Consider the following 25,857-nt stretch of genomic DNA (forward strand, 5'->3'; position numbering starts at 1 on the left):
TCTTTTAGGTGAGGTTACCGTGTCACTTTCTTTGTCGTCGGTTCGCCGTCGTCTTTATCATAATCTGTTCGATTTGACTACGCGCTCAGGTCGCCGTTTTGAAGGGTTATGCGCGCTGTTTGCGCTGCTTAGCGTACTGGTCATTTTTGTTGAATCAGGCGTAGGAACGGAATATCACCTGACATTTGATGAATGGCATATTTTTGTCTGGCTGGAGCTCTGCGTTACCCTGATATTTACCGGTGAATACTTGCTCAGACTGTTTAGCTGGCCCGACCCGACAAAATACGTTTTTAGTTTTTGGGGATTTATTGATCTGGTGACGATTTTGCCGCTGTACGTCATGTGGCTGTGGCCGGAAATTAGCCTGAACTATATGTTTGCCTGGCGTGCTATGCGAGCGATTCGCGTGCTGCGTATTCTTAAACTGCTACGCTTTATGCCATCTCTGCGCGTATTCTGGAGCGCCATTATTAGCGCGCGTCATCAGCTTATTCTGTTCTATTCATTTATTGCGATCGTGATGATTATTTTCGGTGCCCTGATGTATCTTATTGAAGGACCGAAATATGGCTTCACGACGCTTAATGCCTCGGTGTATTGGGCGATAGTGACAGTCACAACCGTGGGGTACGGTGATATTACGCCGCATACGCCGCTGGGACGTATTGTCGCGTCGGTGCTTATTTTGATTGGTTATTCGGTGATTGCGATTCCTACAGGACTGATTACCACGCACATGAGCAGCGCGTTTCAAAAACGTCACTGGCAGCGAAAATGTCCGCAGTGCCAGCAAAGCCAGCATGAACATAGCGCGCAATATTGTAACCGATGCGGCAGTAAGCTACCGGATTAAACAGGCTTGCCGGAGGGCGCAATCAAACGCCATCCGGCCTGAACCGCTTATTCGCGCCAGAGAATATGGCACAGCTTGTGGTCCTTTTCCCGGCACAGCAGAACGCGGGCGAAAATGTCGTTAATTTCGCCGTCTTCGGTATCCGCCAGGCCAATCACCACCTCGGCAAAAAAGTCTGGATTCAGGTCAAAATCGACGTGCTCTTGCCAGTCTTCAGCGGGATCAAACAACTCCGCGCCACCGCGCTCCTCGAATTGCAAATTGAACAGAATGATATCAGCCGGATCAAGATTATCCGCCGCCAGCTCAAGAAAAATATCGTAAGCCTGCTCAAGCGTTTCGTCTTCAGTCAGGCGATTGTTCAGATCCATTTCCATAGTGACTACCTGTTTACTCATGTTGGTCACGTTTTACAGCAATGGACTAAAGAAGTAAAACAATCGCTCGGTAATACGCTGCCATAACGGACGTTTTACCCACAAACGCGCATCTAACAGGCGGGAGCGCGAAATATAATCGTCCTGTACCGCAGCCAGATCGGCGCCGAAACCCGTATCATCAATGACCAGCGTAATCTCGAAATTAAGCCACAGGCTACGCATGTCGAGATTCACGGTACCGACCAGGCTCAGTTCGCCATCGACCAGCACGCTTTTGGTATGCAACAGCCCGCCTTCGAACTGATAGATTTTCACGCCCGCCGCCAGTAACTCGCTGAAAAAGGCGCGACTGGCCCAGCCGACGAGCAGTGAATCATTTTTACGCGGCAGGATAATACTGACATCCACGCCGCGCTGCGCAGCGGTACAAATGGCGTGCAGCAGATCGTCGCTGGGGACGAAATATGGCGTGGTCATAATTAAATATTCGCGCGCAGCATAGGTGGCGGTTAATAGTGCCTGGTGAATGAGATCCTCCGGAAAACCAGGACCGGAAGCAATGGTATGAATGGTATGCCCGCTGGCCTGCTCAAACGGCATAATATTCACATCCGGCGGGGGAGGCAGAATGCGTTTACCCGTCTCAATTTCCCAATCGCAGGAGTAAACAATCCCCATTGCTGTCGCCACGGGGCCCTCCATCCGCGCCATTAAATCGACCCATTGCCCAACGCCGGCATCCTGTTTGAAAAAACGCGGGTCCACCATATTCATACTGCCGGTATAGGCGATGTAATTGTCAATCATCACCATTTTACGGTGCTGGCGAAGATCCATACGGCGTAAAAAGACGCGCATCAGATTCACCTTCAGCGCCTCTACGACTTCAATGCCAGCGTTACGCATCATGGCCGCCCAGGGGCTGCGGAAGAAAGCGACGCTACCCGCGGAATCCAGCATAAGCCGGCAGTGGATGCCGCGGCGGGCGGCGGCCATTAACGATTCAGCGACCTGATCCGCCATGCCGCCTGGCTGCCAGATGTAAAATACCATTTCGATATTATGCCGCGCCAGTTGGATATCGCGAATAAGCGCCTGCATGACATCATCGGAGTCGGTAAGCAATTGCAACTGGTTGCCTTTGACGCCCGCAATCCCCTGACGTCGTTCGCACAGCTTAAACAAGGACGATGCGACGCTACTGTTTTCTTGCGCGAAAATGTGTTTGCAGGCTTTGAGGTCATTCAACCATTTGGCGGTAGACGGCCACATGGCACGGGCACGCTCGGCGCGACGTTTGCCTAAATGCAATTCGCCCACGGACAAATAGGCGATGATCCCGACCAGCGGAAGGATATAGATGATTAATAACCAGGCCATTGCGGAGGGAACTGCGCGCCGTTTCATTAGAATACGTAATGTGACGCCGGCAATGAGAACCCAGTATCCCAAAATGACCAGCCAACTCACCACGGTGTAGAAGGTTGTCATAACTTTAAAAATCCTTTAGAAAGCGTGTTGTTAAGAGTTTACGCGTCAGGATTCACATGGCAAATAAAAACACGGGAAAAGCGCTGGTCTGCATCCGGCGAGGGGGTATAATGGCGCTTCTGTTACAGTGAGAGTCGTAAACATGAAGCGTAGTAGAACGGAAGTGGGGCGCTGGCGAATGCTACGTCAGGCGAGCCGCCGTAAAGCGCGTTGGCTTGAAGGGCAATCACGCCGTAATATGCGTATCCATACCATCAGGAAATGCATCTTTAATCGTCAGCGTAATTCATTACTCTTTGCGATTCACGGTGTGTGAGCCAGAAAGGGCACCGTATGCGGTGCCCAACAGGCCATCCTTTTCAAAAGATCTTCTTATATGGTTTGACCGAAACCTGCGCATAGACGCCCGCTGCGACGTAGGGGTCCGCATCAGCCCAGGATTGCGCCGCTTCTAAAGATTCAAATTCAGCAATCACCGTTGACCCGGTAAATCCGGCTACCCCAGGATCGTTACTGTCCACTGCGGGCATCGGCCCGGCAGTTAATAATCGCCCTTCATCATGCAGAAGTTGCAGGCGCGCCAGATGCGCGGGCCGTACCGAGAGGCGTTTTTCAAGCGAGTTGGCATTATCCTGAGCGTAAATAACATACAGCACGGGTAGAGCTCCTTAATCGGTAAAAGTTGCTGATTACGTTATTGGAAAGGGCATTTAACTGCAATGTAAAGATACCGACTTTGTTAAACATGCACATTTTGTGTGGTGTTTTGTGCGATATCATCTTTTAAATGCCGCTATCGGCAATGCCTTATTGAATATGATTGCTATTTGCATTTAAAATTCAGCTCTGGTTTTTCAACTGAAACGATTATGACTTCAATGACCCTTGATTTACCTCGTCGCTTTCCCTGGCCGACACTCCTTTCCGTAGGCATTCATGGTGCTGTAGTGGCAGGTTTGCTCTATACCTCGGTACATCAGGTTATTGAATTGCCTGCGCCAGCGCAGCCTATCACGGTGACAATGGTTTCACCCGCTGACCTGGAGCCGCCCCAGGCGGTTCAGCCGCCGCCGGAGCCAGTGGTTGAACCCGAACCGGAGCCAGAGCCGATCCCTGAACCGCCTAAAGAAGCGCCCGTGGTGATTGAGAAACCCAAACCTAAGCCAAAACCCAAGCCAAAACCGAAACCGGAACCGGTGAAAAAGGTTGAAGAGCAGCCGAAGCGCGAAGTCAAACCGGCCGAGCCGCGTCCTGCCTCACCGTTTGAAAATAGCGCCCCGGCGCGGCCAACAAGCAGCACCGCGTCGGCGACCAGCAAGCCGGCGGTGAGCGTGCCCACTGGGCCTCGCGCTCTGAGCCGTAACCAGCCGCAGTATCCGGCGCGAGCACAGGCGTTACGTATTGAAGGCCGCGTAAAGGTGAAGTTTGACGTGACCTCTGCTGGGCGAGTGGAAAATGTACAGATTCTATCCGCGCAGCCAGCCAATATGTTTGAGCGTGAAGTTAAGAATGCGATGCGAAAATGGCGCTATGAAGCAGGCAAGCCGGGTTCCGGGCTGGTGGTCAATATTATTTTCCGTCTGAACGGTACGGCGCAGATTGAGTAACTCTGGCGCCGCCAGTAGGAATATACCATCACCTGCTGGCGGCGTAAGTATGTTACCTGACGGGCATACTTAACCCTGAACCGGGAGCGGGCGGGGTTTACCGTCCGGATCGACGGCAACATAAATAAACAGCGCCTCGGTGGCCTTGTAGCGCTGTCCAATCGGTTCTGACGCGACTTTTTTCACCCAGACTTCAATATTGATGCTAATAGACGTCGTGCCGCGTTTAACGCAGCGCGCGTAGCAGCATACGACATCGCCAACCGCGACGGGGCGCAGAAATGTCATTCCTTCCACGCGTACGGTTACAACCCGACCGTGCGCGATCTCTTTGGCCAGTATCGCGCCGCCAATATCCATTTGCGACATCAGCCAGCCGCCAAAAATATCGCCGTTCGCATTGGTATCGGCAGGCATGGCCAATGTACGTAAAACCAGCTCGCCCTGAGGAGTATTATCCATTGTTGTCATTGTAAAACCGACTATCAGAAAAAATTACAGCCGCGATGCTACTATGAATTTTGTGTGGAGAATAGTGGGAATAAAGGTACTGACGGGAAAGCGCAGGGCGTAAAGGCGGAGAAAATATCGCCAGGCGTTCGCAGTCTGGCGATGATAAGTCACGGGAGGGTTATGATTTATCTTCCTGTGGCAGATGCCGGTAGATATAGACGCCGCTCAGCAGGGTAAAAATGAGCGTCAGCGCCGTGAGTCCAAAGACCTTAAAGTTGACCCAGATATTTTGCGGCAACCAGAAGGCGATATAAATGTTAGCCAGACCGCACGCAATAAAAAACAGCGCCCACGCCAGGTTCAGCTTTGACCAGACCTGCTGCGGCAACGCCAGTTCTTTACCTAACATACGTTGGATTAACGGTTTTTTCATCACCCACTGGCTTATTAACAGCGCGCCGGCGAACAGCGCATAAATAACCGTCACCTTCCATTTAATAAATTCATCGTTATGGAAGAAGAGCGTCAGACCGCCGAAGACGGCAACCAGAACAAAGGTAATCAGCGCCATCTTCTCTATTTTCCGATAGCGCACCCAGCTATAAATCAGCACGATTGCCGTCGCGACAATCAGTGCGGAGGTCGCCGCATAGATGTCATAAAGTTTATAAAACGCAAAAAAGACAACCAGCGGTAAAAAATCCAGAAACTGCTTCATTCTTCGATTCCATCATCAACGAGCGTCGAATGCGCCGCGTAACGGCGCATTGCGGATTATTGGCGAATCAACATATACAGGCGGAATAAGTAGATAAGCAATACTGCGGAAATCAGATTGCTCAACGTATTCGCCAGTACAGCGCCTACATTTGGGGTCAGTACAGCGAAGCTGGGCGCGAACAGCAATAGCAATGTTTTAGCCAGTAACCAGCCTATCACCGCAGGCGCGACCAGTCTCATGTTAGCCCAGGCTAAACGCATACTGCTGCGCATTGCGGCAAACACGCCCATTTTCTCTTCAACCAACATCACTGGCGCAAGCGCCAGCACAATGGCCATAATAATCCCCGGAACGACAATCAGCATTATACCGATTTGCACTAACAGGGTAGTCAGAAAAATGAGAATAAACAGTTTAGGCAATGCAGGGGCGCTGGCGCCGATAGCGCGCAGCGCGCTAACCCGATGTCCCGCTGAAACTAACTGAATCATCAGGATGGTACCGCCAGCCAGAATAGCATTGCCGATAAGCCCGGAAAACGTCGAGGCGGCAGAGGCGCGCAACAGGATCTGCTGCTGCTCCGGCGTCATATTTTGTACCAGCTCAAACAGGCCAGCGCTGCCTGCCAGATGTTCTCCTTCACTGAGTTGCGCGATTTGCGCATCGCTGGGTGAAAAGGCATGACCTAAGACCACCGTGATAAATGCGCACAGCAACGAAACCAGCAAGATAGTAATAAATTGATTTCGGAAAAAATTTCCGGCGTCACGGTAAACGGACTTCGCCGTGATAGACATGCACTCTCCTTGAGTTTTGCAGGTGTTAATTTGCGGGCAATTGTACCCTGGATAACTCTACAGTGGCAGCATCAGCAGTTGTATGGAAAAGCATATCTTTGTAAAGCGGCGGTAATCCGTATCGCGCGCGGGCGCGATTGCACGCCTCATTCACTTCGCCTCCTTCGCCCGATATCGAAAATTCGCGACAGGTTGAAGGGCGGTTTTCATAAATAGCGCAACTGACGTTTTCACCCGGCGTGCCAATTAGCGCTTTACAGTGCGGCTGTTTTTGGTTTGTACCGGCCATACAACGTAAAAAAGGGGTAACAGGCTCGGTTAATGATGCCGGAACGCGTCCGCTGGCATCGTCGCCTTCAGCCCAATAAAAGGAGACACGAAAATAGGCACAACAGGCACCGCATGTCATGCATGGGTTATGAACGCTCATGATTCACCTGCAAAAAACTCACGTATCAATAGATTACAACGGAAATTAATCTGTCCCGCAGTGTTCGCGAATCTTAACGCCACGCGCCATTGCGGGACATTGATTACCTTAGCCAGCCTTTATCGCCAGGGCAACAGAGCAGACAAATATTTGCATAGCGTGAATATGTCAAAATTGATCTGAATTCCTATAACCAGGATTTTCAATACAAGTTCTAAATTAATCTGGATCAATAAATGTTAAATTATAAGAACAAATGTGATCTGTGTTAGATCACTTATTACTTCATTGTGGGTATATTCATCACGCTTTTATAACCATAACGATGGAGCGGGTATGAAAAAATTTACAGTGGCGGCACTGGCGTTAACAACTCTTCTCTCAGGCAGCGCGTTCGCGCACGAAGCCGGAGAATTCTTTATGCGTGCAGGTCCGGCAACCGTCAGACCTACAGAAGGGGCGGGTGGTACGCTGGGGCATTTAAACGGGTTTGATGTGAGTAATAACACGCAACTCGGCCTGACATTCACTTACATGGCGACGGACAATATCGGGGTTGAATTGCTGGCGGCCACGCCGTTCCGCCATAAGGTGGGTACAGGCGCGACGGGCGATATCGCCACGGTCCACCTGTTACCGCCAACGTTAATGGCGCAGTGGTACTTCGGCGATTCCAGCAGCAAAGTGCGTCCTTATGTCGGCGTAGGGGTGAACTACACCACCTTCTTCGATAACGGCTTTAACGATAATGGTAAAAATGCCGGGCTGTCCGATCTGAGCTTTAAGGATTCCTGGGGCGCGGCAGGGCAAGTTGGGGTAGATTACCTGATTAACCGCGACTGGTTAATTGGCGCCTCTGTCTGGTACATGGATATTGATACTACCGCCAATTATAAAATGGGCGGCGTTCAGCATCATGACAGCGTGCGTCTGGACCCATGGGTATTTATGTTCTCGGCAGGCTATCGTTTCTAATCGCGTGATGTTGTGACGAAAAAAGACCCCGCCAGGCGGGGTCAAAAAAGGACATGACACACGGATTTTACTTGTCGGAACTCACTTGTCTTCTTTCGGTTCGCCGCAGCCTAGTTCTGCGCCAGTGAGAGGATCAACGGTGGGGTCCGATTTCGTTCTTTCTGCCATCGCTTTGAGCAGCGCCAGCTGCTCGCGCGGCAATTTCACTGTCGCCAGGCCATCGCCGCCATCAACAGCAGGCATCGGTTCTGCGACATAGTTGAAGTTCTCATCGCTATTCCAGCTACCTCGCGGATCGTCGCCTTGCGACATGTTGTAGTACACGTCGGTATACTGTTCTACCGGCGGTAATTTACCCGGCGGGAAGTTGTTACGAATCGAATACAGCGCCTTTTCAAAAGAGAGCTGATGCGCGACTTCACGGGTCATTAAGAAACTGAGCGTGTCTTTTACGCCAGGATCGTCGGTCAGATTAATCAGGCGTTCATAAATGATCTTCGCTCGCGCCTCTGCCGCGATGTTTGAGCGTAGATCGGCTGTGACTTCGCCGATAGTATCAATATAAGCCGCGGTCCACGGTACGCCGCCGGAGTTTGTCAACGCAGGGCCGCCGCCATACAGCAGAGAGGTGATATGGCTGTCATTACCATTCTGCGTCAGCGAGCGATAAAGTTCCGCTTCGTTTTCGGTGCCTTCCGCCAGCTCGCCTTTAGCGCCTTTATTAAGCATTCCTACCAGTGAGCCGATAATTTCCAGATGACTCAGCTCCTCGGTGGCGATGTCCATTAACATCTCTCTACGACCGGCATCATCATCGCTTAAACCTTGCGTGAAGTAGCGGCAGGCGGCCGCCAGTTCGCCCTGCGGGCCGCCAAACTGTTCCAGCAGCAGGTTCGCTAACCCAGGATTAGGTTCGCTCACTCGCACAGTATATTGAAGTTGTTTTACGTGTCGAAACATATTGCCTCCTGCTTATTATTTATTTTTTGGCTTCAACGCCATCTGCTTCAGATCGCAGTAAAAATTGTTCCGTTGTCTGCGGAATATGTTTGATAAGCCAGTCAGCCATTTGCATTTCTTCTTTCAGAATGGCTTCAATCGTCGGAATTGAGGCAGTGTCACCAGCTTTTTTTGCCGCCGCCAGCAGGGAGGTATAACAAGCAATTTCGAACTGCTCGAAAACATAACCGCTAATTGAGCCTTTGACAATTTCATCGGAAGGGAACATGCCACCGATAGATTGCCCCATTGCTGCCATTTTACTCATGGAGTCTTTCAACACCGAACGAGAAATGCCATTACGGTCCAATACTTCTTCGAGCATGGTAATTTGATGTTTGGTTTCACTAATATGTTGTTCAATTCTGGCTTTTATATCAGGATAATTTTCAATACGGCTGGCCATAGATTCAAGCATCGATTCTGCCTGTTTTTCCATGGCATGGGCGTCACGAAGCCAGTCATGATAATGTTCAGTATAATTCATTTTACATTCCTCAATGCGTGATAATCTGCTCCGATAATAAAATCGGAATCATGCAAGCTGATAATTAAAAATATTATTTCGATTTGCGTTCAGCACTTTTATTAACATTGCTGACTGCTAAATCGGTAAGTTTTAAATCAGTTTGTTTTTCCTCGTCGAGGGTTTCTTTGAGCAGTTTTAATGCTTTGCTATAGCCAAGCTGCTCGGCCAGGGTGGCAAGCGTGCCGTAGCTGGCGATTTCGTAATGCTCGACTTTTTGCGCCGCGGCGATAAGCGCTGCATCGCGTACTTCGTTTTTCTCCGTACTTTCGATGACTTCATTGGCTTCTTCAATCAGCCCTTCCATAGCGACGCATTTCATTCTTTTCAGTTTAATGCCAGATTCAGATTCGACGATCTGATCAATACGTTCAATCTGACCCTGGGTTTCTTCAAGATGAGATTGAAAGGCCTGGCTTAATTTTTCATTGGACGTGGCTCTGGCTAGTTTAGAAAGAGCCTTGGTTAATTGTTTTTCTGCACTATAGGTATCTGAAAGTAGATGGATAAAAAGGTCTTCAACGGTTTTAATATTCATAAATCTAATTCTCCTGGGCAAAATACTGCGAGCCAGAAGACTCGCAGATTGCTTGATAAAAGCATGTGTTATATTTACATTACAGTAAATCAGGAATTATCGGATTTACGTCCGCCGTGACTATTCTGACCACCTTTTTTACCGGCTTCAGAAGCTCGTTGCGGATCGTTTTTGAAATTCCCGCCGCTATGCTGACCGCCTTTGCGGCCCGCTTCAGATGCTTTTTCACGATTCTCGGCGAAATTTCCTGAACCACCACGATGTTCGGCCATATTATTTCTCCTGTCTCGTTGCTTGCTGAAAAAATCGGTTTTAACCGTGTCGACACCCTATTAAAATTAGTTGGTTAAACCGATTAGTCAAATTGACGGAAATAGTTGTGATTTACCGCGTAAATAACGCACAAAAAATGGTTTAGAGATAATATATTCTATATTTTCTTTTAGAATAAGCGATTTAACAGAAAATGCTTTTCATTGTTATTAATAACAAGCGTGACTATCTGCGGCAATAGAAACGTTAATGCATTGTTTGTTGACATTTCTTTACATAAAGGCAGGGGAAATTGACGTGAAAACGCTAAATTTTTCGGCGTGATTAGGAGTTTTCTTAACAAAAATTGACTTCAGACTTTTTGAAAGCTGGACAGGGAATAACACCAAAAAGATTGATGATGTACGTCTGAATCGTGATTCTGGTTCGGCGCCAACCTCTCATTAAGCCGCCAGCGTTATGCTGACGGCTTAACCCGTTATGCGCGGCTGGCGGCTTTCATCGCTGAGACAAAGGACCTGAGCTCCGCCAACATCTGTTCGGGAGACGCGTGGTTTTTCTCGATAATGTTGACAATGGCTGAGCCGGAGATAGCGCCAGCCGCCCCGGCACGCACGGCCGCAGACACCTGTTCCGGCGAGGAGATACCGAAGCCCTGTAACGCAGGCGCGGCGTGGTACTCTTTAAGCTTCTCAATGAGATGATGCAACGGCAATGCGCCACGGTTTTCCGCGCCGGTGACGCCCGAACGCGAAAGCAGGTAGGTGTAACCGCGGCCGTAAGATGCGACCTGGCGCAGAAGATCGTCATCCGCATTTGGCGGGCAGATGAAGATCGGCGCGATATTATGCCGTAACGCCGCCTGGCGGAAGGGGGCCGATTCTTCAACCGGGACATCTGCGACCAGCACGGAATCTACGCCAACCTGTTCACAACGGGCATAGAACGCATCTATGCCGTTATTGAACACCAGATTCGCGTACATTAGCAGGCCAATCGGAATGGTCGGGTGTTTTTCACGAATCAGCGCCAGCATTTCAAAACACTGAGCCGGCGTGACGCCAGCGGCGAAGGCGCGTAAGTTCGCATTCTGGATAGTAGGGCCATCGGCCAGCGGATCGGAGAAGGGAACCCCCAGTTCCAGAGCGTCGGCGCCAGCGTCAATCAGTGTGTCGATAATTTTCAGTGACTGTTCAATGCCAGGGTCGCCCAGAGTCACGAAGGGGACAAAAGCGCCTTCCCGGCGATCGTTGAGCTGTGCAAATAAATTTTCGTAGCGTTCCATCAGATTTCCCCTCGCGCTTTCAGGATATCGTGTACGGTAAAGATGTCTTTATCTCCGCGGCCAGAGAGATTAACCACCAGCAGTTGCTCTTTTTCCGGCTGCTCGCGCATCATTTTCAGAGCGTGCGCCAACGCGTGGGAGGATTCCAGCGCCGGGATAATTCCCTCATGGCGGCACAACGTTTTGAAGGCTTCCAGCGCCTCATCATCGGTAATGGAGACATAATCCGCGCGTCCGATGCTGTTCAGGTACGCATGTTGCGGCCCAACGGATGGGAAATCGAGCCCGGCGGAAATGGAATAGGACTCTTCAATTTGCCCGTCCGCTGTTTGCATCATCGGCGCTTTCATCCCGAAATAGATGCCAACGCGACCATGTTTAAGCGGCGCGCCATGCTCGCCGGTTTCAATACCGTGACCGCCAGGTTCAACGCCTATTAGCCCGACGCTGGTATCATTAATAAAATCCGCAAACATCCCGATAGCGTTTGAGCCGCCACCGACGCAAGCGATAACGGCATCTGGCAGACGGCCCTCTTTGTCGAGGATTTGCGCTTTCGTCTCTTCGCCAATCATGCGTTGGAACTCGCGAACGATGGTGGGATAGGGATGCGGTCCTGCCGCCGTGCCGAGCATATAGTGCGCGGTTTCGTAACTACCGGACCAGTCGCGCAGCGCCTCGTTACAGGCATCTTTTAGCGTAGCGGAGCCGCTATGAACCGGGATGACCTCAGCGCCCATCAGACGCATACGGAAGACGTTCGGCGACTGGCGCTCAACGTCTTTGGCGCCCATATAGATACGGCATTTCAGACCCAGCAGGGCGCTGGCGAGCGCAGAGGCGACGCCGTGCTGACCGGCGCCGGTTTCAGCGATAATCTCGCTTTTCCCCATCCGTTTGGCCAGCAGCGCCTGACCCAGTACCTGATTGGTTTTGTGCGCGCCGCCGTGCAGTAAATCTTCGCGCTTTAAATACAACGTGGTACGCGTACCGGCGGTAATGTTCTGGCATTTCGTCAGCGCAGTGGGGCGTCCCGCGTAGTTTTTTAGCAGATCGGCGAATTGCGCCTGAAATTCAGGATCTTTTTGCGCGCTGACGAAGGCCTCTTCAAGCTGGTTCAGCGCAGGCATCAGGATCTGCGGCACATACATGCCGCCGAATTCACCAAAGTAGGGGTTGAGAAGTGTTGTCATGTTTTTTCCTTAATATGCGCGCAGTGTCTGAAAAACCGAGGCCAGAAGACGAGCATCTTTGATGCCCGGCTGTGACTCCACACCTGAATTAAAATCGAGACCGGCACAGCCGACTTGCGCCGCCTGGACGCAGTTATCGGCCGCCAGCCCGCCCGCCAGTAACACATTATCCAGCGGTTGCCCCTGTAGCAGTGACCAGTCGAAGCGCTGCCCGCTGCCGCCTTGCCCATTGTCGAAAATGTATTTATCGACATGGTGGTAATCGCGTGCGGGAAGGGCATCGCTAACGCTCAGCGCCTTCCAGATTTGCACCTGTTTGGGCAACGCCTCGCGCAGCGCGTTGACATACGCCTGGTCTTCGCTGCCATGTAGCTGTACGGCAGAAAGCGGCAGGACGGCAGCTTTCTGGCAAACATCGGCGATATCAGCGTCCTGGAAAACGCCGACATACTGCAATGGCGCGGCGCTTATCACTTCTCGCGCCTGCTCAACGCTCACCGCGCGCGGAGATGAGGGTACAAAAATCAACCCGCCATATATTGCGCCAGCGTCACAGGCAGCTTTAGCGTCCTGGGCGCGGGTCAGGCCGCAGACTTTATTCTCGCCAAGCAGCACGCGACGGACGGCGGCGTTAAGATCGTCATGCGCCATTAACGCGGAGCCAATTAAAAAACCGTTGGCGAAGTGGCTCAGTTCGCGTACCTGACCATAGGTGTTAATCCCGGACTCGCTGATGACAGTCACGCCGTGGCCCAGTTTTGGCGCCAGCTGGCGGGTGCGATTCAAATCAATCGACAGATCGCGCAGATCGCGATTGTTGATACCTACCACTTTTGCGCCTAACGCTATCGCGCGCTCCCGTTCTTCGTCATTACTGACCTCCGTGAGCACGCCCATTTTCAGACTGTGCGCGACGGCGGAGAGTTGGCGATACTGTTCGTCATCCAGAACCGAGAGCATCAGTAAACAGGCATCGGCCTGATAGTAACGGGCAAGGTAGATCTGATAGGGATCGATAATAAAATCCTTACACAGAATCGGCTGCGGCGCGCTTTGGCTAACGACCGGCAGAAAATCGAAGCTCCCCTGAAAATATTTTTCGTCGGTGAGCACCGAGATTGCCGAAGCGTAATGTTGATAAATACTGGCAATACGCGCCGGATCGAAATCATCGCGAATCACGCCTTTTGATGGCGATGCTTTCTTACACTCCAGAATAAAGGCGGTACGCGCGCCCTGGAGCGCATCATAAAAATGGCGTGTACTTGGCTGGATCTCATTTTGAAAACTGGCCAGCGGCTGTTGCTGTTTGCGGGCTTCTACCCAAATCGCCTTGTCTGCGACGATTTTCGCTAAAACGGTTTGCATTATTTACCCTCTTGCCGCCAGTGCGGTGACTCTGTCATATGCGGTGCCGTTGCGCAGAACATCAAGCACGGCTTGCGCGTTGGCTTTGAGATCTTCCTGACCATGCAGACGCATCAGCATCGCCACGTTGGCGGCGACGGCGGCCTCATGCGCGGCATCGCCTTTACCTTGTAATAACCGCGTCAGAATGTCACGGTTTTCTTCCGGCGTGCCGCCAGCCAACTGATCCTGATGGTAAGGCGTCAGGCCAAAATCCTCCGCCGTAAGTTGATAGCTTTTAATTTCGCCGTCATGCAGCTCCGCGACAATCGTCGGCGCATGGAGCGAAACCTCATCCATGCCGCCGCTATGTACTACCGCCGCGCGCTGATAGCCCAGTACCCGTAAGGTTTCCGCAATCGGCAGCACCAGTTCCGGACTATAGACGCCAATCAATGCCAGCGGCGGATGCGCCGGGTTGATCAGCGGGCCGAGTACGTTGAACAGGGTTCGCGTTTTTAACTGTTGGCGAACCGGCATCGCGTGACGGAATCCGGTGTGATATTTCGGCGCGAACAGGAAACAGACGCCCAGTTCATCTAACGCCTGACGTGATTTATCGGCGTTCATATCCAGATTAATACCGAACGCCGCCAGCAGATCGGATGACCCCGATTTGCTGGACACGCTGCGGTTGCCGTGTTTCGCCACTTTCAGTCCACAGGCCGCCGCGACAAAGGCGCTGGCGGTAGAGATATTGATACTGTTACTGCCATCGCCGCCGGTACCAACGATATCCGCAAACAGATACTCCGGGCGCGGGAACGGAGCGGCATTTTCCAGCAACGCAGTGGCGGCGCCGGCAATTTCATTGGGATGCTCGCCGCGAATTTTCATGCTCACCAGCGCGGCGGCGAGCTGTTCAGGCTTAAGTTCGCCGCGGACGACCGCCGAAAACAACTGATGGCTCTCTTGTTGCGTCAGAGTTTGCGCCTGATAGAGTTTCTCCAGAATCGGCTGTAGGGTGTTGGTCGGTTCCAGCTTTTGCTGCGCCCAGGCTAATGTTTGCTCCAGCAGACGCGCGCCCTGTGTCGTCAGTATGGACTCAGGATGAAATTGAAAACCGCAAACGCGATCCGCATCATGACGTACCGCCATCACCATGCCGTTGAAATGGGCGTTAATGGTCAGCCCGGCAGGAACATTACTGCCGACCAGCGAATGATAACGCGCGACCGGTAGCGGATTCGCCAGCCCGGCGAACATCGCCTGACCGTCATGCTCAATGCTGGAGGCTTTGCCATGCAGGATTTCTCCCGCCTGACCGACATAACCGCCGTAAGCTTCGACAATCGCCTGATGCCCCAGACAAATGCCGATGATCGGTAACTTGCCGCGTAGTCGGGTCAGCAGCTCCGGCATACAGCCTGCCTCGCTGGGAACGCCCGGACCGGGGGAGAGCATTAGCACCGGATTTTTCATTGTCGCCAGGCGATCGATAAGGGTCTGCGCCGGAATATGGTTACGGTAAATCACCACGTTATGACCGTTGGTCCGTAGCTGATCTGCCAGGTTCCAGGTAAACGAGTCGATGTTATCGAGCAGCAGAATATCAGCCATCAGAAGGTCTCCTGTGCATGATGCGCGGTGGCGATAGCACGCAATACGGCGCGCGCTTTATTACGGGTTTCATCGGCTTCAGACTGCGGAACAGAGTCCAGCACGATTCCGGCGCCCGCCTGTACGGTGGCGATACCGTTCTCCACCAGCGCGGAGCGGATAACAATACAGGTGTCCAGATCGCCGTGGGCGGTGAAGTAACCGACAGCGCCGCCATAGCTGCCGCGGCGCTGTCCTTCCGCATCGGCAATCAACTGCATGGCGCGTACTTTCGGCGCGCCGCTCAGGGTGCCCATGTTCATGCAGGCGCGATAGGCGTGCAGAGCGTCGAGATCGTGACGCAGTTCGCCCACCACCCGGGAAACCAGATGCATCACGTACGAATAGCGGTCAACTTTTGTCAGATCGGCAACGTAGCGACTGCCCGGCGTACAGATGCGCGCCAGGTCATTGCGCGCCAGATCGACCAGCATCAGATGTTCGGAAAGCTCTTTATGGTCGGTACGCATGTCCAGCTCAATACGGCTGTCGAGATCTCTGTCCAGCGTACCATCGGCGCGGCGACCGCGTGGACGGGTACCCGCGATGGGATAAATCTCAATCTGACGGCTGGTGGCGTCATATTTCAGCGAGCTTTCCGGCGACGCGCCGAAAAGCGTGAAATCATTATCCTGCATAAAGAACATATACGGGCTGGGATTGCTTTTTTTCAGCACGTAGTAGGCAGCCAACGGCGACGGGCAGGGCAGTGAAAAGCGGCGCGACGGCACCACCTGAAATATCTCGCCCGCGCGGATGGCTTTTTGCAACTGGCGTACCACCGCGCCGAACGCGTCATCGCTCTGATTGCATTCACAGCGCATGTCCGGCACCGGCGTCACCGGCAACGGCGGCGCAGGCTGGGTTAACTGTTGGCTAAGGTACGCCAGGCGGGCGTTCAGGCGCTGTTTTTCCCGGTCACTGGCGGTGAACAGACTGGCCTGAATACGGGTGCTTTTTTTCTGATGATCTATCACCATTAGCGTTTCCGCTAAATAAAAGCAGTAGTCCGGGCAGTTATTGCCAGCCTCAAGGTGTGGCAGCGCTTCAAAGCCAGCGACCAGGTCGTAGGCAAACAGACCGCCGAAAAACATAGCCTCCCGCTCTTGCGTTGGTATGTTCACCACCCCCTGTAATAGGCGGAACGCATCAAATACCGACAGAGAGCATAAACGGGCGTCTTCATCTAATAATGGGCTGACGGGCGGGAAGCGTAGAACGCGACCGGCAGGCAGGACTTCGTTCTCCACGCCAGCGGGCAGGGCGGTATCCAGTAGCGGCAATAACGAGGCGCCATTATCAGATAACGCCTGAATGGTGACAGTGTCACCTAAAGCGGTAATGCGCAGCGCGCTATCTACCAGCAGCAGGCTTTTTAAATCATCTTTACTGTCGATATCCGCGGATTCCAGCAGCAGCGTTGCCGGGCGATCGCCGCAGACCTGGTGAAAAAGCGCCGTTGGGTTTTCCCGGTAGGCGGCATCGCAGGTCAACAGTTCGAGCGTGGGTTTTAGTGTTTGCATGGTTATTCTCATTATTTTGTTCAAAAAAAAGCCCGCTTAACAGGCGGGCCGGGTATCGTTTGGCTGATTACAGCTGTTCATACACCGCCCGCTATCAGGAAGTGCGCCACCAACCGTGTAATGCAAATGTCGCTGCCATTTTAGATACCCTCTTCATGTGAACTTTCGTACTAGTTAACTAGTTCGATGGAATAATGTCAACACCTATTTCAGTATATTTGCCGGAACCGTTATGATGTACATGACATACCTTTATCTCTATGGGAGCCGCCTTGAGCGACACGAATTACGCAGTGATTTACGATCTGCACAGTCATACCACGGCGTCCGATGGACTGTTGACGCCAGAAACATTAGTACACCGTGCGGTAGAGATGCGAGTCGGCACGCTGGCGATTACCGATCATGACACCACAGCCGCGATTCCTGCGGCAAGAGAAGAAATTTCACGTTCCGGGCTGGCCCTGAATCTTATTCCCGGCGTGGAGATTTCAACGGTCTGGGAGAATCATGAGATTCACATTGTGGGTCTGAATATTGATATTGCGCACCCGGCAATGCGCGATTTTCTGGCGCAGCAGACACAGCGGCGTCAGGCGCGTGGTCGGCTCATTGCGGAGCGTCTGGAAAAAGCCCATATTCCCGGCGCGTGGGAAGGGGCACTGAGACTGGCCAATGGCGGCGCGGTGACGCGCGGCCACTTCGCCCGCTTTCTGGTGGAGTGCGGCAAAGCCGCGACCATGGCGGATGTTTTTAAAAAATATCTCGCGCGTGGGAAAACCGGTTACGTTCCGCCGCAGTGGTGTACAATAGAACAAGCTATTGATGTCATTCATCATTCTGGCGGTAAGGCGGTGTTGGCCCATCCGGGACGCTACGACCTTAGCGCTAAGTGGCTGAAAAGATTAGTGGCGCATTTTGCCGACCATCACGGCGACGCGATGGAAGTGGCGCAGTGCCAACAATCGCCCAATGAACGCACCCAACTGGCGACGCTTGCGCGTCAGCATCATTTATGGGCATCGCTTGGATCTGATTTCCATCAGCCCTGCCCGTGGATTGAGTTGGGGCGTAAACTCTGGCTGCCCGCTGGCGTTGAAGGCGTATGGCAGACATGGGAACAGCCGCAAATATCACAGTGAGGGAAGTATGAGCCAGTTTTTTTATATCCATCCGGATAACCCACAGCAACGGCTGATTAATCAGGCCGTCGACATTGTGCGTAAAGGCGGTGTTATTGTTTATCCAACCGATTCCGGCTATGCCCTGGGTTGTAAAATTGAAGACAAAGGCGCAATGGAGCGCATTTGCCGCATCCGTCATCTGCCGGACGGCCACAACTTCACGCTGATGTGCCGCGATTTGTCCGAGTTGTCGACCTACTCCTACGTCGACAACGTGGCGTTTCGTCTGATGAAAAACAATACGCCGGGTAATTACACGTTTATCCTGAAGGGGACAAAAGAGGTGCCGCGCCGTCTGTTGCAGGAAAAGCGTAAAACCATCGGCCTGCGCGTACCGTCAAACCCGATTGCGCTGGCGTTATTGGATACGCTGGGCGAACCGATGCTCTCGACGTCGTTGATGCTGCCTGGCAGCGACTTTACCGAGTCGGACCCGGAGGAGATTAAAGATCGGCTGGAGAAGCAGGTGGATCTGATCATCCACGGCGGTTACCTCGGTCAACAGCCTACCACGGTAATCGATTTGACCAATGACTCCCCGGTGGTGCTGCGCGAAGGCGTCGGCGACGTTACACCTTTCTTATAAGGGTGTAAGCCTGTATACTACGCGGCCTTAAAATGGCGCGGCAACGCGCCGTTCATTCTCCTGTTCGACGCCTGTGAAGGCGACACCTGAAGGAAGCTCTATGAGCGAAAAGTTACAAAAAGTGCTGGCGCGCGCTGGCCACGGCTCTCGCCGTGAAATCGAATCCATTATTGAAGCGGGACGTGTCAGCGTTGACGGTAAAATCGCCACGCTTGGCGATCGTGTTGAAGTCACTCCCGGTTTGAAAATCCGTATCGACGGTCACCTGATTTCGGTGAAAGAGTCGGCGGAACAAATTTGTCGCGTTCTGGCCTATTACAAACCAGAAGGTGAACTGTGTACCCGCAATGACCCTGAAGGGCGGCCAACCGTTTTTGATCGCTTACCGAAACTGCGCGGCGCGCGGTGGATTGCGGTAGGACGTCTGGATGTCAACACCTGCGGGCTATTGTTGTTTACCACCGACGGTGAACTGGCGAACCGCCTGATGCACCCTAGTCGTGAAGTTGAACGTGAATATGCCGTGCGCGTGTTCGGTCAGGTGGATGAATCGAAACTGCGTGATTTAAGCCGTGGCGTACAGTTGGAAGATGGTCCGGCGGCATTTAAGACCATTAAATTCAGCGGCGGCGAAGGCATTAACCAGTGGTATAACGTAACGCTGACGGAAGGGCGCAACCGCGAAGTTCGCCGACTGTGGGAAGCGGTAGGCGTTCAGGTCAGTCGTCTGATCCGCGTTCGTTACGGCGATATCCCGCTGCCGAAAGGCCTGCCGCGCGGCGGCTGGACTGAGCTCGACCTCGCGCAAACGAACTATCTGCGTGGTCTGGTAGAGCTCCCGCCGGAAACCTCGTCGAAGGTTGCCGTCGAAAAAGACCGTCGTCGTATGAAAGCGAACCAGATCCGTCGGGCGGTAAAACGCCACAGCCAGATAGCTGGCGGACGCCGCTCCGGTGGGCGTAATAACAACGGGTAATCTCTACCGCGGTCTATAGGCCGAGAATCATCAGACAAGAGGGTTTGTGCCGGATGGCGGCGCAAACGCCTTAATCCGGCCTACGGTTAATAATCAATTCCCATCTGGGCTTTTACGCCCGCGTCAAAAGCATGTTTAACCGGACGCAGTTCGCTGACGGTATCCGCAAGATCAAGAATATCCCGATGACAGCCGCGACCTGTAATAATCACCGTCTGGTGACCAGGGCGCGCGTTTAGCGCGCTTATGACCTCTTCCAGCGGCAAATAGTCATACGCCACCATATAGGTCAGCTCATCCAGTACCACCATATCAAGCAGCGGGTCGGCCAGCATCCTTTTCCCATGCTGCCAAACGGCCATACATGCTGCGGTGTCTGCCTCGCGATTTTGCGTCTCCCAGGTAAATCCCGTTGCCATCACCTGAAATTCGACGCCATGCGGTTCCAGCAGATTACGCTCGCCGTTGGGCCAGGTGCCCTTAATAAATTGCACCACGCCTACGCTTTTACCGTGTCCTACGGCGCGGGCGGCAGTCCCGAAAGCCGCCGTGGTTTTGCCCTTACCATTGCCAGTAAACACGATAATAATACCGCGCTCTTCCTGTGCCTGGGCGACGCGGGCGTCAACCCGATCTTTTACCTTCTGCTGGCGCCGCTGATAGCGTTCATCACTCATTGGGCGATTCCTGGTTTACGGCCCGGTTGGGCGTCAAAGGTCATACCGGTTTTACGACGACTGTCGTCGCCCATAAGCCACAGGTAAAGCGGCATAATATCGGCAGGCGTTTTTAATTTCTGTGGATCTTCCGTCGGAAAGGCGCTGGCGCGCATACCGGTGCGCGTGCCGCCCGGGTTAATGCAGTTAACACGTAGAGAACGGTTCTGGTATTCGTCCGCCAGCACCTGCATCATTCCTTCAGTAGCAAACTTCGAGGTGGCATAGGCGCCCCAGTTGGCGCGCCCCTGACGGCCAACGCTTGATGACGTAAAGACCAGCGAGCCGGCATCGGACTTCAATAATAACGGTAACAGCGCCTGGGTGAGCATAAAGGTGGCGTTAACGTTTACCTGCATGACATCCTGCCAGATCTGCGGATCTTGTTCGCTCATTGGACCGATTTCCCCCAGTAACCCGGCATTGTGCAGGACGCCATCCAGGCGGGGATAGTGCGCGGCGATGCGGTCGGCCACTTGCCGGCACTCTTCAGCGGTGCAGGTCAGCAGATCGAGCGTAAACCACTGTGGTTGAACATGTTGCTCGTCAGCAATGTGCTGCGCGACCCGACGCAGTTTCTCTTCGTTGCGTCCCAGCAGAATCACCGTTGCGCCGTAACGCGCATACGTAAGCGCGGCTTCCCGCCCAATGCCATCGCTGGCGCCAGTGACCAGAATAATGCGGTTTTGCAATAGATCTTGTTTCGGTTGGTAATGCATGGCTACTCCTCAACGGCGTGGTGCACCGTCCTGCCAGGTTGTCTTATCTTCGCGTTAACTTTTCGGGTTTATGCCTGAAAGCGCCTTTTTTTTCAATCAGACAGGGGCGATAACGCCGTAAAATGAACGTCTTGTCATACTTTTTCTTCCTCAACAGGCATACGGATGAAGAGAGACTGGCTTCGATGCCTGTTGTACACTGAGCGCAAGTCGCGTTATTTAATCAAGGTGGGAGTCGTGGAATTGTTGTCTGAATATGGCTTATTTTTGGCAAAAATCGTCACTGTTGTGGTGGCCATTGCCGTCATTGTGTTGCTGATCGTGAATGCTACGCAACGCAAACGTCAGCGCGGCGAGCTGCGCGTGACCAATTTGAGCGAGCAGTATCAGGAGATGAAGGATGACCTTGCTGCGGCGTTGATGGATGGCCATCAGCAAAAACTGTGGCATAAAGCGCAGAAAAAAAAGCATAAGCAGGAGGCGAAAGCCGCCAAAGCGAAAGCGAAGCTGGGGGACATTGCGACATCGGACAAACCGCGCGTATGGGTGATAGATTTCAAAGGCAGTATGGACGCTCACGAAGTTAATGCGTTACGCGAAGAGGTCACGGCGGTGCTGGCAGTGGCGAAACCCGGCGATCGGGCGGTTGTGCGTCTGGAAAGCCCCGGCGGCGTTGTGCATGGCTATGGCCTGGCGGCATCGCAATTGCAGCGCCTGCGCGATAAAAATATTCCGCTGACCGTGACGGTGGATAAAGTCGCGGCAAGCGGAGGCTACATGATGGCCTGCGTGGCGGAAAAAATTATTGCGGCGCCGTTCGCTATTGTGGGGTCAATTGGTGTTGTCGCGCAAATTCCGAACTTTAACCGCTTTCTCAAAAGTAAAGACATTGATATTGAACTGCATACCGCAGGGCAGTACAAACGTACCCTGACATTGTTAGGCGAGAATACGGAAGAAGGGCGGCAGAAGTTTCGTGAAGATCTCAACGAAACGCACCATCTGTTCAAAGAGTTTGTGCAGCGGATGCGTCCGGCTCTGGACATTGAACAGGTCGCCACGGGCGAACACTGGTACGGTCAGCAGGCGCTGGAGAAAGGACTGGTTGATGAGATTAACACCAGCGATGAGGTTATCCTCGGCCTGATGGAAGGGCGTGAGGTGCTGAATGTGCGCTATATGCAGCGTAAAAAACTGATCGATCGTGTTACCGGCAGCGCGGCGGAAAGCGCGGATCGGCTGCTGCTGCGCTGGTGGCAGCGTGGACAAAAACCGTTGATGTAAACCGCTATTGCCGGATGGCATTCAGCGCCATCCGGCATGGATTAATCCACCAGGTGATACTTCTCAGACAGCACATGCGCCAGGTGTTTAAACATGTTAAACACCGCGGTGCTTTTAGGGGTCGGTAACCCTTGCTCGTCTAAAAAGTAATCGCCGCTGAAAACCAGCACGCCATTTCTCTGCGTTACGCCGGTGGCGACAATACCTGCCATCGTGTCTTCATGTTCCCGAATAATTTTGTTGGCTTCAAGCAACAGTGTTTCGCGATCGATAGGTTGCGTCTCTTTATGCATTTTTTACTCCTTAAACAAGGAGATTAGTCTACGCTGAGCACTTCTGATGGGCAAATATTCTCACAGGAAATTGATGGATTTGTCATGTTGCGTTCACTGGCAAGATTTGTTTTTGCATGCTAATAAAGTTGCGTATCGAATTTTATCAGGTACAGTGTGACGCTTTCGTCAATCTGGCAACAGAATTGCTTGACATTCGACCAAAATTCCGTCGTGCTATAGCGCGTGTGTGCAAAAAAGCCTGTTAACTCAGTCACCTGAGGGTTACATTTCGTACACAAAGCCAGTACAAGGGGTTGATATCCGCAGACGCAGAGACCATATATCGTTGTCTCGTCGCCAGTGGAAGGTGAATCAACGTGCGACGCATTCCTGGAAGAATCAACTTAGGTAAAGGTGAATATGGGTAAAGCTCTTGTCATCGTTGAGTCCCCGGCAAAAGCCAAAACGATCAACAAGTATCTGGGTAATGACTACGTGGTGAAATCCAGCGTGGGTCATATCCGTGATTTGCCGACCAGTGGCTCAGCAGCTAAAAAGAGCGCCGACTCTACCTCCACCAAAACGGCTAAAAAGCCCAAAAAGGATGAACGTGGCGCTCTCGTCAACCGTATGGGGGTTGATCCGTGGCACAACTGGGATGCGCACTATGAAGTGCTGCCCGGTAAAGAGAAGGTCGTCTCTGAACTGAAACAGTTGGCGGAAAAAGCCGACCACATCTATCTCGCAACCGACCTTGACCGCGAAGGGGAAGCCATTGCATGGCACCTGCGGGAAGTGATCGGCGGCGATGACGCGCGCTACAGTCGCGTAGTCTTTAACGAAATAACCAAAAATGCCATTCGCCAGGCGTTTGAACAGCCGGGCGAGCTGAACATTAACAGGGTCAACGCCCAGCAAGCGCGCCGCTTTATGGACCGCGTGGTAGGCTATATGGTCTCGCCGTTGCTGTGGAAAAAGATCGCCCGTGGTTTGTCGGCAGGTCGCGTTCAGTCTGTCGCGGTCCGTCTGGTCGTTGAGCGCGAGCGCGAGATTAAAGCGTTTGTTCCGGAAGAGTTCTGGGAAATTGACGCTAATACGACGACGCCGTCTGGCGAGGCGCTACCGCTACAGGTCACGCATCAGAACGACAAGCCATTCCGGCCGGTAAATCGCGAGCAGACGCTTGCCGCCGTCAGCTTGCTGGAAAAAGCCAGCTATAGCGTGCTGGAGCGAGAAGACAAGCCGACCAGCAGCAAGCCAGGCGCGCCGTTTATCACCTCCACGCTACAGCAGGCGGCCAGCACCCGGCTGGGCTTTGGCGTGAAGAAAACCATGATGATGGCGCAGCGTCTGTATGAGGCGGGCTACATCACCTATATGCGTACAGACTCCACCAACCTGAGTCAGGATGCGGTCAACATGGTGCGCGGTTATATTGGCGATAATTTCGGCAAGAAATACCTGCCGGATAACCCGAACCAGTACGCCAGCAAAGAAAACTCTCAGGAAGCGCACGAAGCGATCCGTCCTTCCGACGTTGCTGTCATGGCGGAGTCGCTGAAAGACATGGAGGCTGACGCGCAGAAGTTGTATCAACTAATTTGGCGTCAGTTTGTCGCCTGTCAGATGACGCCAGCACAATATGACTCTACTACGCTTACCGTTGGCGCAGGCGAGTTCCGCCTGAAAGCGCGTGGGCGTATTTTGCGCTTTGACGGCTGGACAAAAGTGATGCCGGCGCTGCGTAAAGGCGATGAAGATCGCACATTGCCTGCCGTGAATAAGGGCGATGCGCTGACGCTACTTGAATTGACGCCTGCTCAGCACTTTACTAAACCGCCAGCCCGGTTTAGCGAGGCTTCTCTGGTTAAAGAGCTTGAGAAGCGCGGTATTGGTCGTCCGTCTACCTATGCGTCGATTATCTCGACCATTCAGGATCGCGGCTATGTTCGCGTTGAAAACCGTCGTTTCTATGCGGAAAAAATGGGTGAAATCGTCACCGATCGGCTGGAAGAAAACTTCCGCGAATTGATGAACTACGATTTTACCGCGCAGATGGAAGATAGTCTGGATCAGGTTGCAAATCACCAGGCCGAGTGGAAAGCGGTACTGGATAACTTCTTCAGCGATTTTACTCAGCAGCTCGATAAAGCCGAGAAAGATCCGGAAGAAGGGGGGATGCGCCCTAACCAGATGGTGCTGACCAGCATCGACTGTCCAACCTGTGGCCGTAAAATGGGAATTCGTACTGCCAGTACGGGGGTTTTCCTTGGATGTTCAGGTTATGCGCTTTCGCCGAAAGAGCGTTGTAAAACGACCATTAACCTGGTGCCGGAAAATGAAGTTCTGAACGTGCTGGAAGGCGACGACGCCGAAACCAACGCCCTGCGCGCCAAGCGTCGCTGTCAGAAGTGTGGTACGGCGATGGACAGCTATCTGATCGATCCGAAGCGTAAATTGCATGTGTGTGGTAATAACCCGACCTGTGACGGCTACGAGATTGAAGAAGGCGAGTTCCGCATCAAAGGGTATGACGGTCCGATCGTTGAGTGTGAGAAATGTGGTTCCGAAATGCACCTGAAAATGGGGCGTTTTGGTAAGTACATGGCCTGTACTAACGACGAATGTAAAAACACCCGTAAGATCTTGCGTAACGGCGAAGTTGCGCCGCCGAAGGAAGATCCTGTTCCATTGCCGGAACTGCCGTGTGAAAAATCGGACGCGTACTTTGTGCTGCGCGATGGCGCCGCAGGGATATTCCTGGCGGCCAACACGTTCCCGAAATCACGCGAAACGCGCGCGCCATTAGTCGAGGAGCTTTACCGGTTCCGCGATCGCCTGCCGGAAAAACTGCGTTATCTGGCGGATGCGCCGCAGCAGGATCCAGAAGGTAATAAAACCGTTGTTCGCTTTAGCCGCAAAACAAAACAGCAGTACGTTGCGGCGGAAAAAGACGGGAAGGCGACGGGATGGTCAGCGTTCTTCGTCGACGGCAAGTGGGTTGAAGGCAAGAAATAACCCCTGCCTGTCGTCACTATAGTCAAGCGGGCCGCGTAAGCGGCCC

The 25,857-nt window shown here is 52.8% G+C and carries 29 protein-coding genes and 1 other annotated feature; of the genes, 9 read left to right on the forward strand and 20 right to left on the reverse strand.

The window, feature by feature from the left end:
- Window positions 1-19: 19 nt before the first annotated feature.
- A complete protein-coding gene (locus LDB27_RS09945; protein ID WP_000059073.1) occupies window positions 20-856 on the forward strand; it encodes an ion transporter in 837 nt (278 codons plus the stop codon).
- A gap of 47 nt (window positions 857-903) precedes the next feature.
- Here LDB27_RS09945 and LDB27_RS09950 read toward each other — a convergent pair whose 3' ends face one another.
- Both LDB27_RS09950 and cls read right to left on the reverse strand, forming a co-directional pair.
- Window positions 904-1,233, reverse strand: a complete 330-nt coding sequence (locus tag LDB27_RS09950) for an HI1450 family dsDNA-mimic protein (RefSeq protein WP_000425070.1) — start codon at window positions 1,231-1,233, stop codon at window positions 904-906.
- A 33-nt stretch (window positions 1,234-1,266) separates the two neighbouring features.
- Window positions 1,267-2,727, reverse strand: coding sequence for a cardiolipin synthase (gene cls / locus LDB27_RS09955; RefSeq protein ID WP_000206886.1), 1,461 nt, complete (start codon window positions 2,725-2,727; stop codon window positions 1,267-1,269).
- 142 nt (window positions 2,728-2,869) lie between these two features.
- On the opposite strand from cls, the gene LDB27_RS09960 reads away from it, so the two are divergent.
- Window positions 2,870-3,043, forward strand: a complete 174-nt coding sequence (locus LDB27_RS09960; protein WP_001531561.1) for a YciY family protein — start codon at window positions 2,870-2,872, stop codon at window positions 3,041-3,043.
- A gap of 43 nt (window positions 3,044-3,086) precedes the next feature.
- On the opposite strand, the gene LDB27_RS09965 is transcribed toward LDB27_RS09960, so the two are convergent.
- Window positions 3,087-3,383, reverse strand: a complete 297-nt coding sequence (locus LDB27_RS09965) for a YciI family protein (protein WP_000967605.1) — start codon at window positions 3,381-3,383, stop codon at window positions 3,087-3,089.
- 222 nt (window positions 3,384-3,605) lie between these two features.
- Here LDB27_RS09965 and tonB point away from each other — a divergent pair, with 222 nt between their 5' ends.
- Window positions 3,606-4,334: a TonB system transport protein TonB gene (gene tonB / locus LDB27_RS09970; RefSeq protein ID WP_001530767.1), complete on the forward strand. Its 729-nt coding sequence runs from the start codon at window positions 3,606-3,608 to the stop codon at window positions 4,332-4,334.
- Window positions 4,335-4,403: 69 nt separating this feature from the next.
- On the opposite strand, the gene yciA is transcribed toward tonB, so the two are convergent.
- From yciA to LDB27_RS09990, 4 genes are all read right to left on the reverse strand, one after another.
- Window positions 4,404-4,805: an acyl-CoA thioester hydrolase YciA gene (gene yciA / locus LDB27_RS09975; RefSeq protein WP_000210317.1), complete on the reverse strand. Its 402-nt coding sequence runs from the start codon at window positions 4,803-4,805 to the stop codon at window positions 4,404-4,406.
- A 160-nt stretch (window positions 4,806-4,965) separates the two neighbouring features.
- Window positions 4,966-5,505 carry a septation protein A gene (locus LDB27_RS09980; RefSeq protein ID WP_000808682.1) on the reverse strand — a complete coding sequence of 180 codons (540 nt, stop codon included), beginning with the start codon at window positions 5,503-5,505 and terminating at the stop codon, window positions 4,966-4,968.
- 56 nt (window positions 5,506-5,561) lie between these two features.
- Entirely contained in the window at window positions 5,562-6,305 is a 744-nt protein-coding gene (locus tag LDB27_RS09985; protein ID WP_000028512.1) for a YciC family protein, read from the reverse strand.
- A gap of 25 nt (window positions 6,306-6,330) precedes the next feature.
- The gene (locus tag LDB27_RS09990; protein ID WP_000110725.1) at window positions 6,331-6,735 is read right to left on the reverse strand and encodes a YkgJ family cysteine cluster protein; all 405 of its coding nucleotides are present in this window, start codon (window positions 6,733-6,735) and stop codon (window positions 6,331-6,333) included.
- Window positions 6,736-7,071: 336 nt separating this feature from the next.
- Here LDB27_RS09990 and ompW point away from each other — a divergent pair, with 336 nt between their 5' ends.
- On the forward strand, window positions 7,072-7,710 hold the full coding sequence (gene ompW, locus LDB27_RS09995; RefSeq protein WP_000714801.1) for an outer membrane protein OmpW: 639 nt from the start codon (window positions 7,072-7,074) through the stop codon (window positions 7,708-7,710).
- Window positions 7,711-7,791: 81 nt separating this feature from the next.
- Here the strand turns inward: ompW and LDB27_RS10000 are convergent, their stop codons facing one another.
- From LDB27_RS10000 to trpL, 10 genes are all read right to left on the reverse strand, one after another.
- Window positions 7,792-8,670 carry a manganese catalase family protein gene (locus tag LDB27_RS10000; protein ID WP_000488348.1) on the reverse strand — a complete coding sequence of 293 codons (879 nt, stop codon included), beginning with the start codon at window positions 8,668-8,670 and terminating at the stop codon, window positions 7,792-7,794.
- A 19-nt stretch (window positions 8,671-8,689) separates the two neighbouring features.
- The gene (locus LDB27_RS10005; RefSeq protein ID WP_001109977.1) at window positions 8,690-9,196 is read right to left on the reverse strand and encodes a ferritin-like domain-containing protein; all 507 of its coding nucleotides are present in this window, start codon (window positions 9,194-9,196) and stop codon (window positions 8,690-8,692) included.
- Between the two features lie 73 nt (window positions 9,197-9,269).
- Complete coding sequence (locus tag LDB27_RS10010) at window positions 9,270-9,773, reverse strand: ferritin-like domain-containing protein (protein WP_001022826.1); 504 nt, start codon at window positions 9,771-9,773, stop codon at window positions 9,270-9,272.
- 89 nt (window positions 9,774-9,862) lie between these two features.
- A complete protein-coding gene (locus tag LDB27_RS10015) occupies window positions 9,863-10,045 on the reverse strand; it encodes a general stress protein (RefSeq protein WP_000807657.1) in 183 nt (60 codons plus the stop codon).
- 479 nt (window positions 10,046-10,524) lie between these two features.
- A complete protein-coding gene (trpA, locus tag LDB27_RS10020) occupies window positions 10,525-11,331 on the reverse strand; it encodes a tryptophan synthase subunit alpha (RefSeq protein WP_000443031.1) in 807 nt (268 codons plus the stop codon).
- Complete coding sequence (trpB, locus tag LDB27_RS10025; protein ID WP_000209485.1) at window positions 11,331-12,524, reverse strand: tryptophan synthase subunit beta; 1,194 nt, start codon at window positions 12,522-12,524, stop codon at window positions 11,331-11,333. The genes trpA and trpB overlap by 1 nt, the downstream gene beginning before the upstream one ends.
- Window positions 12,525-12,533: 9 nt before the next feature.
- On the reverse strand, window positions 12,534-13,892 hold the full coding sequence (gene trpCF, locus LDB27_RS10030; protein ID WP_001195293.1) for a bifunctional indole-3-glycerol-phosphate synthase TrpC/phosphoribosylanthranilate isomerase TrpF: 1,359 nt from the start codon (window positions 13,890-13,892) through the stop codon (window positions 12,534-12,536).
- Window positions 13,893-13,895: 3 nt separating this feature from the next.
- A complete protein-coding gene (trpD, locus tag LDB27_RS10035) occupies window positions 13,896-15,491 on the reverse strand; it encodes a bifunctional anthranilate synthase glutamate amidotransferase component TrpG/anthranilate phosphoribosyltransferase TrpD (RefSeq protein WP_000763491.1) in 1,596 nt (531 codons plus the stop codon).
- Window positions 15,491-17,053, reverse strand: coding sequence for an anthranilate synthase component I (gene trpE / locus LDB27_RS10040; protein WP_001194071.1), 1,563 nt, complete (start codon window positions 17,051-17,053; stop codon window positions 15,491-15,493). Before trpE ends, trpD begins: the two co-directional genes overlap by 1 nt.
- 22 nt (window positions 17,054-17,075) lie before the next feature.
- Window positions 17,076-17,171 (reverse strand) — a sequence feature (Trp leader region).
- On the reverse strand, window positions 17,148-17,192 hold the full coding sequence (gene trpL, locus LDB27_RS10045; protein ID WP_010989026.1) for a trp operon leader peptide: 45 nt from the start codon (window positions 17,190-17,192) through the stop codon (window positions 17,148-17,150). Its footprint overlaps the feature before it by 24 nt.
- 121 nt (window positions 17,193-17,313) lie before the next feature.
- Here trpL and rnm point away from each other — a divergent pair, with 121 nt between their 5' ends.
- The 3 genes from rnm (at window position 17,314) to rluB (ending at window position 19,799) form a co-directional block, all read left to right on the forward strand.
- On the forward strand, window positions 17,314-18,195 hold the full coding sequence (rnm, locus tag LDB27_RS10050) for an RNase RNM (protein WP_000500448.1): 882 nt from the start codon (window positions 17,314-17,316) through the stop codon (window positions 18,193-18,195).
- Window positions 18,196-18,202: 7 nt separating this feature from the next.
- Entirely contained in the window at window positions 18,203-18,823 is a 621-nt protein-coding gene (locus tag LDB27_RS10055) for an L-threonylcarbamoyladenylate synthase (protein WP_000077250.1), read from the forward strand.
- A 100-nt stretch (window positions 18,824-18,923) separates the two neighbouring features.
- Window positions 18,924-19,799 (forward strand): 23S rRNA pseudouridine(2605) synthase RluB, encoded by an 876-nt coding sequence (gene rluB, locus LDB27_RS10060; RefSeq protein ID WP_001291233.1) that lies wholly within the window; start codon window positions 18,924-18,926, stop codon window positions 19,797-19,799.
- A gap of 86 nt (window positions 19,800-19,885) precedes the next feature.
- Here the strand turns inward: rluB and cobO are convergent, their stop codons facing one another.
- Window positions 19,886-20,476, reverse strand: coding sequence for a cob(I)yrinic acid a,c-diamide adenosyltransferase (cobO, locus tag LDB27_RS10065; RefSeq protein ID WP_001278910.1), 591 nt, complete (start codon window positions 20,474-20,476; stop codon window positions 19,886-19,888).
- Window positions 20,473-21,234 carry a YciK family oxidoreductase gene (locus LDB27_RS10070; protein ID WP_000559309.1) on the reverse strand — a complete coding sequence of 254 codons (762 nt, stop codon included), beginning with the start codon at window positions 21,232-21,234 and terminating at the stop codon, window positions 20,473-20,475. Before LDB27_RS10070 ends, cobO begins: the two co-directional genes overlap by 4 nt.
- Before the next feature lie 237 nt (window positions 21,235-21,471).
- On the opposite strand from LDB27_RS10070, the gene sohB reads away from it, so the two are divergent.
- Window positions 21,472-22,518, forward strand: a complete 1,047-nt coding sequence (gene sohB / locus LDB27_RS10075; protein ID WP_000422082.1) for a protease SohB — start codon at window positions 21,472-21,474, stop codon at window positions 22,516-22,518.
- A gap of 41 nt (window positions 22,519-22,559) precedes the next feature.
- Here the strand turns inward: sohB and LDB27_RS10080 are convergent, their stop codons facing one another.
- A complete protein-coding gene (locus tag LDB27_RS10080; RefSeq protein WP_000548616.1) occupies window positions 22,560-22,811 on the reverse strand; it encodes a YciN family protein in 252 nt (83 codons plus the stop codon).
- 402 nt (window positions 22,812-23,213) lie between these two features.
- Here LDB27_RS10080 and topA point away from each other — a divergent pair, with 402 nt between their 5' ends.
- On the forward strand, window positions 23,214-25,811 hold the full coding sequence (topA, locus tag LDB27_RS10085; protein ID WP_000513597.1) for a type I DNA topoisomerase: 2,598 nt from the start codon (window positions 23,214-23,216) through the stop codon (window positions 25,809-25,811).
- Window positions 25,812-25,857 lie beyond the last annotated feature (46 nt).

The organism is Salmonella sp. JXY0409-18 (genome assembly GCF_020268625.1).
Taxonomy (GTDB): Bacteria; Pseudomonadota; Gammaproteobacteria; order Enterobacterales; family Enterobacteriaceae; genus Salmonella; species Salmonella enterica.

Coding starts and splice junctions, on each gene's coding strand:
- LDB27_RS09950 (WP_000425070.1), bottom strand. CDS start 1,233: ATGGAAATGGATCTGAACAATCGCCTGACTGAAGACGAAACGCTTGAG.
- cls (WP_000206886.1), bottom strand. CDS start 2,727: ATGACAACCTTCTACACCGTGGTGAGTTGGCTGGTCATTTTGGGATAC.
- LDB27_RS09960 (WP_001531561.1), top strand. CDS start 2,870: ATGAAGCGTAGTAGAACGGAAGTGGGGCGCTGGCGAATGCTACGTCAG.
- tonB (WP_001530767.1), top strand. CDS start 3,606: ATGACCCTTGATTTACCTCGTCGCTTTCCCTGGCCGACACTCCTTTCC.
- yciA (WP_000210317.1), bottom strand. CDS start 4,805: ATGACAACAATGGATAATACTCCTCAGGGCGAGCTGGTTTTACGTACA.
- LDB27_RS09980 (WP_000808682.1), bottom strand. CDS start 5,505: ATGAAGCAGTTTCTGGATTTTTTACCGCTGGTTGTCTTTTTTGCGTTT.
- LDB27_RS09985 (WP_000028512.1), bottom strand. CDS start 6,305: ATGTCTATCACGGCGAAGTCCGTTTACCGTGACGCCGGAAATTTTTTC.
- LDB27_RS09990 (WP_000110725.1), bottom strand. CDS start 6,735: ATGAGCGTTCATAACCCATGCATGACATGCGGTGCCTGTTGTGCCTAT.
- ompW (WP_000714801.1), top strand. CDS start 7,072: ATGAAAAAATTTACAGTGGCGGCACTGGCGTTAACAACTCTTCTCTCA.
- LDB27_RS10000 (WP_000488348.1), bottom strand. CDS start 8,670: ATGTTTCGACACGTAAAACAACTTCAATATACTGTGCGAGTGAGCGAA.
- LDB27_RS10005 (WP_001109977.1), bottom strand. CDS start 9,196: ATGAATTATACTGAACATTATCATGACTGGCTTCGTGACGCCCATGCC.
- LDB27_RS10010 (WP_001022826.1), bottom strand. CDS start 9,773: ATGAATATTAAAACCGTTGAAGACCTTTTTATCCATCTACTTTCAGAT.
- LDB27_RS10015 (WP_000807657.1), bottom strand. CDS start 10,045: ATGGCCGAACATCGTGGTGGTTCAGGAAATTTCGCCGAGAATCGTGAA.
- trpA (WP_000443031.1), bottom strand. CDS start 11,331: ATGGAACGCTACGAAAATTTATTTGCACAGCTCAACGATCGCCGGGAA.
- trpB (WP_000209485.1), bottom strand. CDS start 12,524: ATGACAACACTTCTCAACCCCTACTTTGGTGAATTCGGCGGCATGTAT.
- trpCF (WP_001195293.1), bottom strand. CDS start 13,892: ATGCAAACCGTTTTAGCGAAAATCGTCGCAGACAAGGCGATTTGGGTA.
- trpD (WP_000763491.1), bottom strand. CDS start 15,491: ATGGCTGATATTCTGCTGCTCGATAACATCGACTCGTTTACCTGGAAC.
- trpE (WP_001194071.1), bottom strand. CDS start 17,053: ATGCAAACACTAAAACCCACGCTCGAACTGTTGACCTGCGATGCCGCC.
- rnm (WP_000500448.1), top strand. CDS start 17,314: ATGGGAGCCGCCTTGAGCGACACGAATTACGCAGTGATTTACGATCTG.
- LDB27_RS10055 (WP_000077250.1), top strand. CDS start 18,203: ATGAGCCAGTTTTTTTATATCCATCCGGATAACCCACAGCAACGGCTG.
- rluB (WP_001291233.1), top strand. CDS start 18,924: ATGAGCGAAAAGTTACAAAAAGTGCTGGCGCGCGCTGGCCACGGCTCT.
- cobO (WP_001278910.1), bottom strand. CDS start 20,476: ATGAGTGATGAACGCTATCAGCGGCGCCAGCAGAAGGTAAAAGATCGG.
- LDB27_RS10070 (WP_000559309.1), bottom strand. CDS start 21,234: ATGCATTACCAACCGAAACAAGATCTATTGCAAAACCGCATTATTCTG.
- LDB27_RS10080 (WP_000548616.1), bottom strand. CDS start 22,811: ATGCATAAAGAGACGCAACCTATCGATCGCGAAACACTGTTGCTTGAA.
- topA (WP_000513597.1), top strand. CDS start 23,214: ATGGGTAAAGCTCTTGTCATCGTTGAGTCCCCGGCAAAAGCCAAAACG.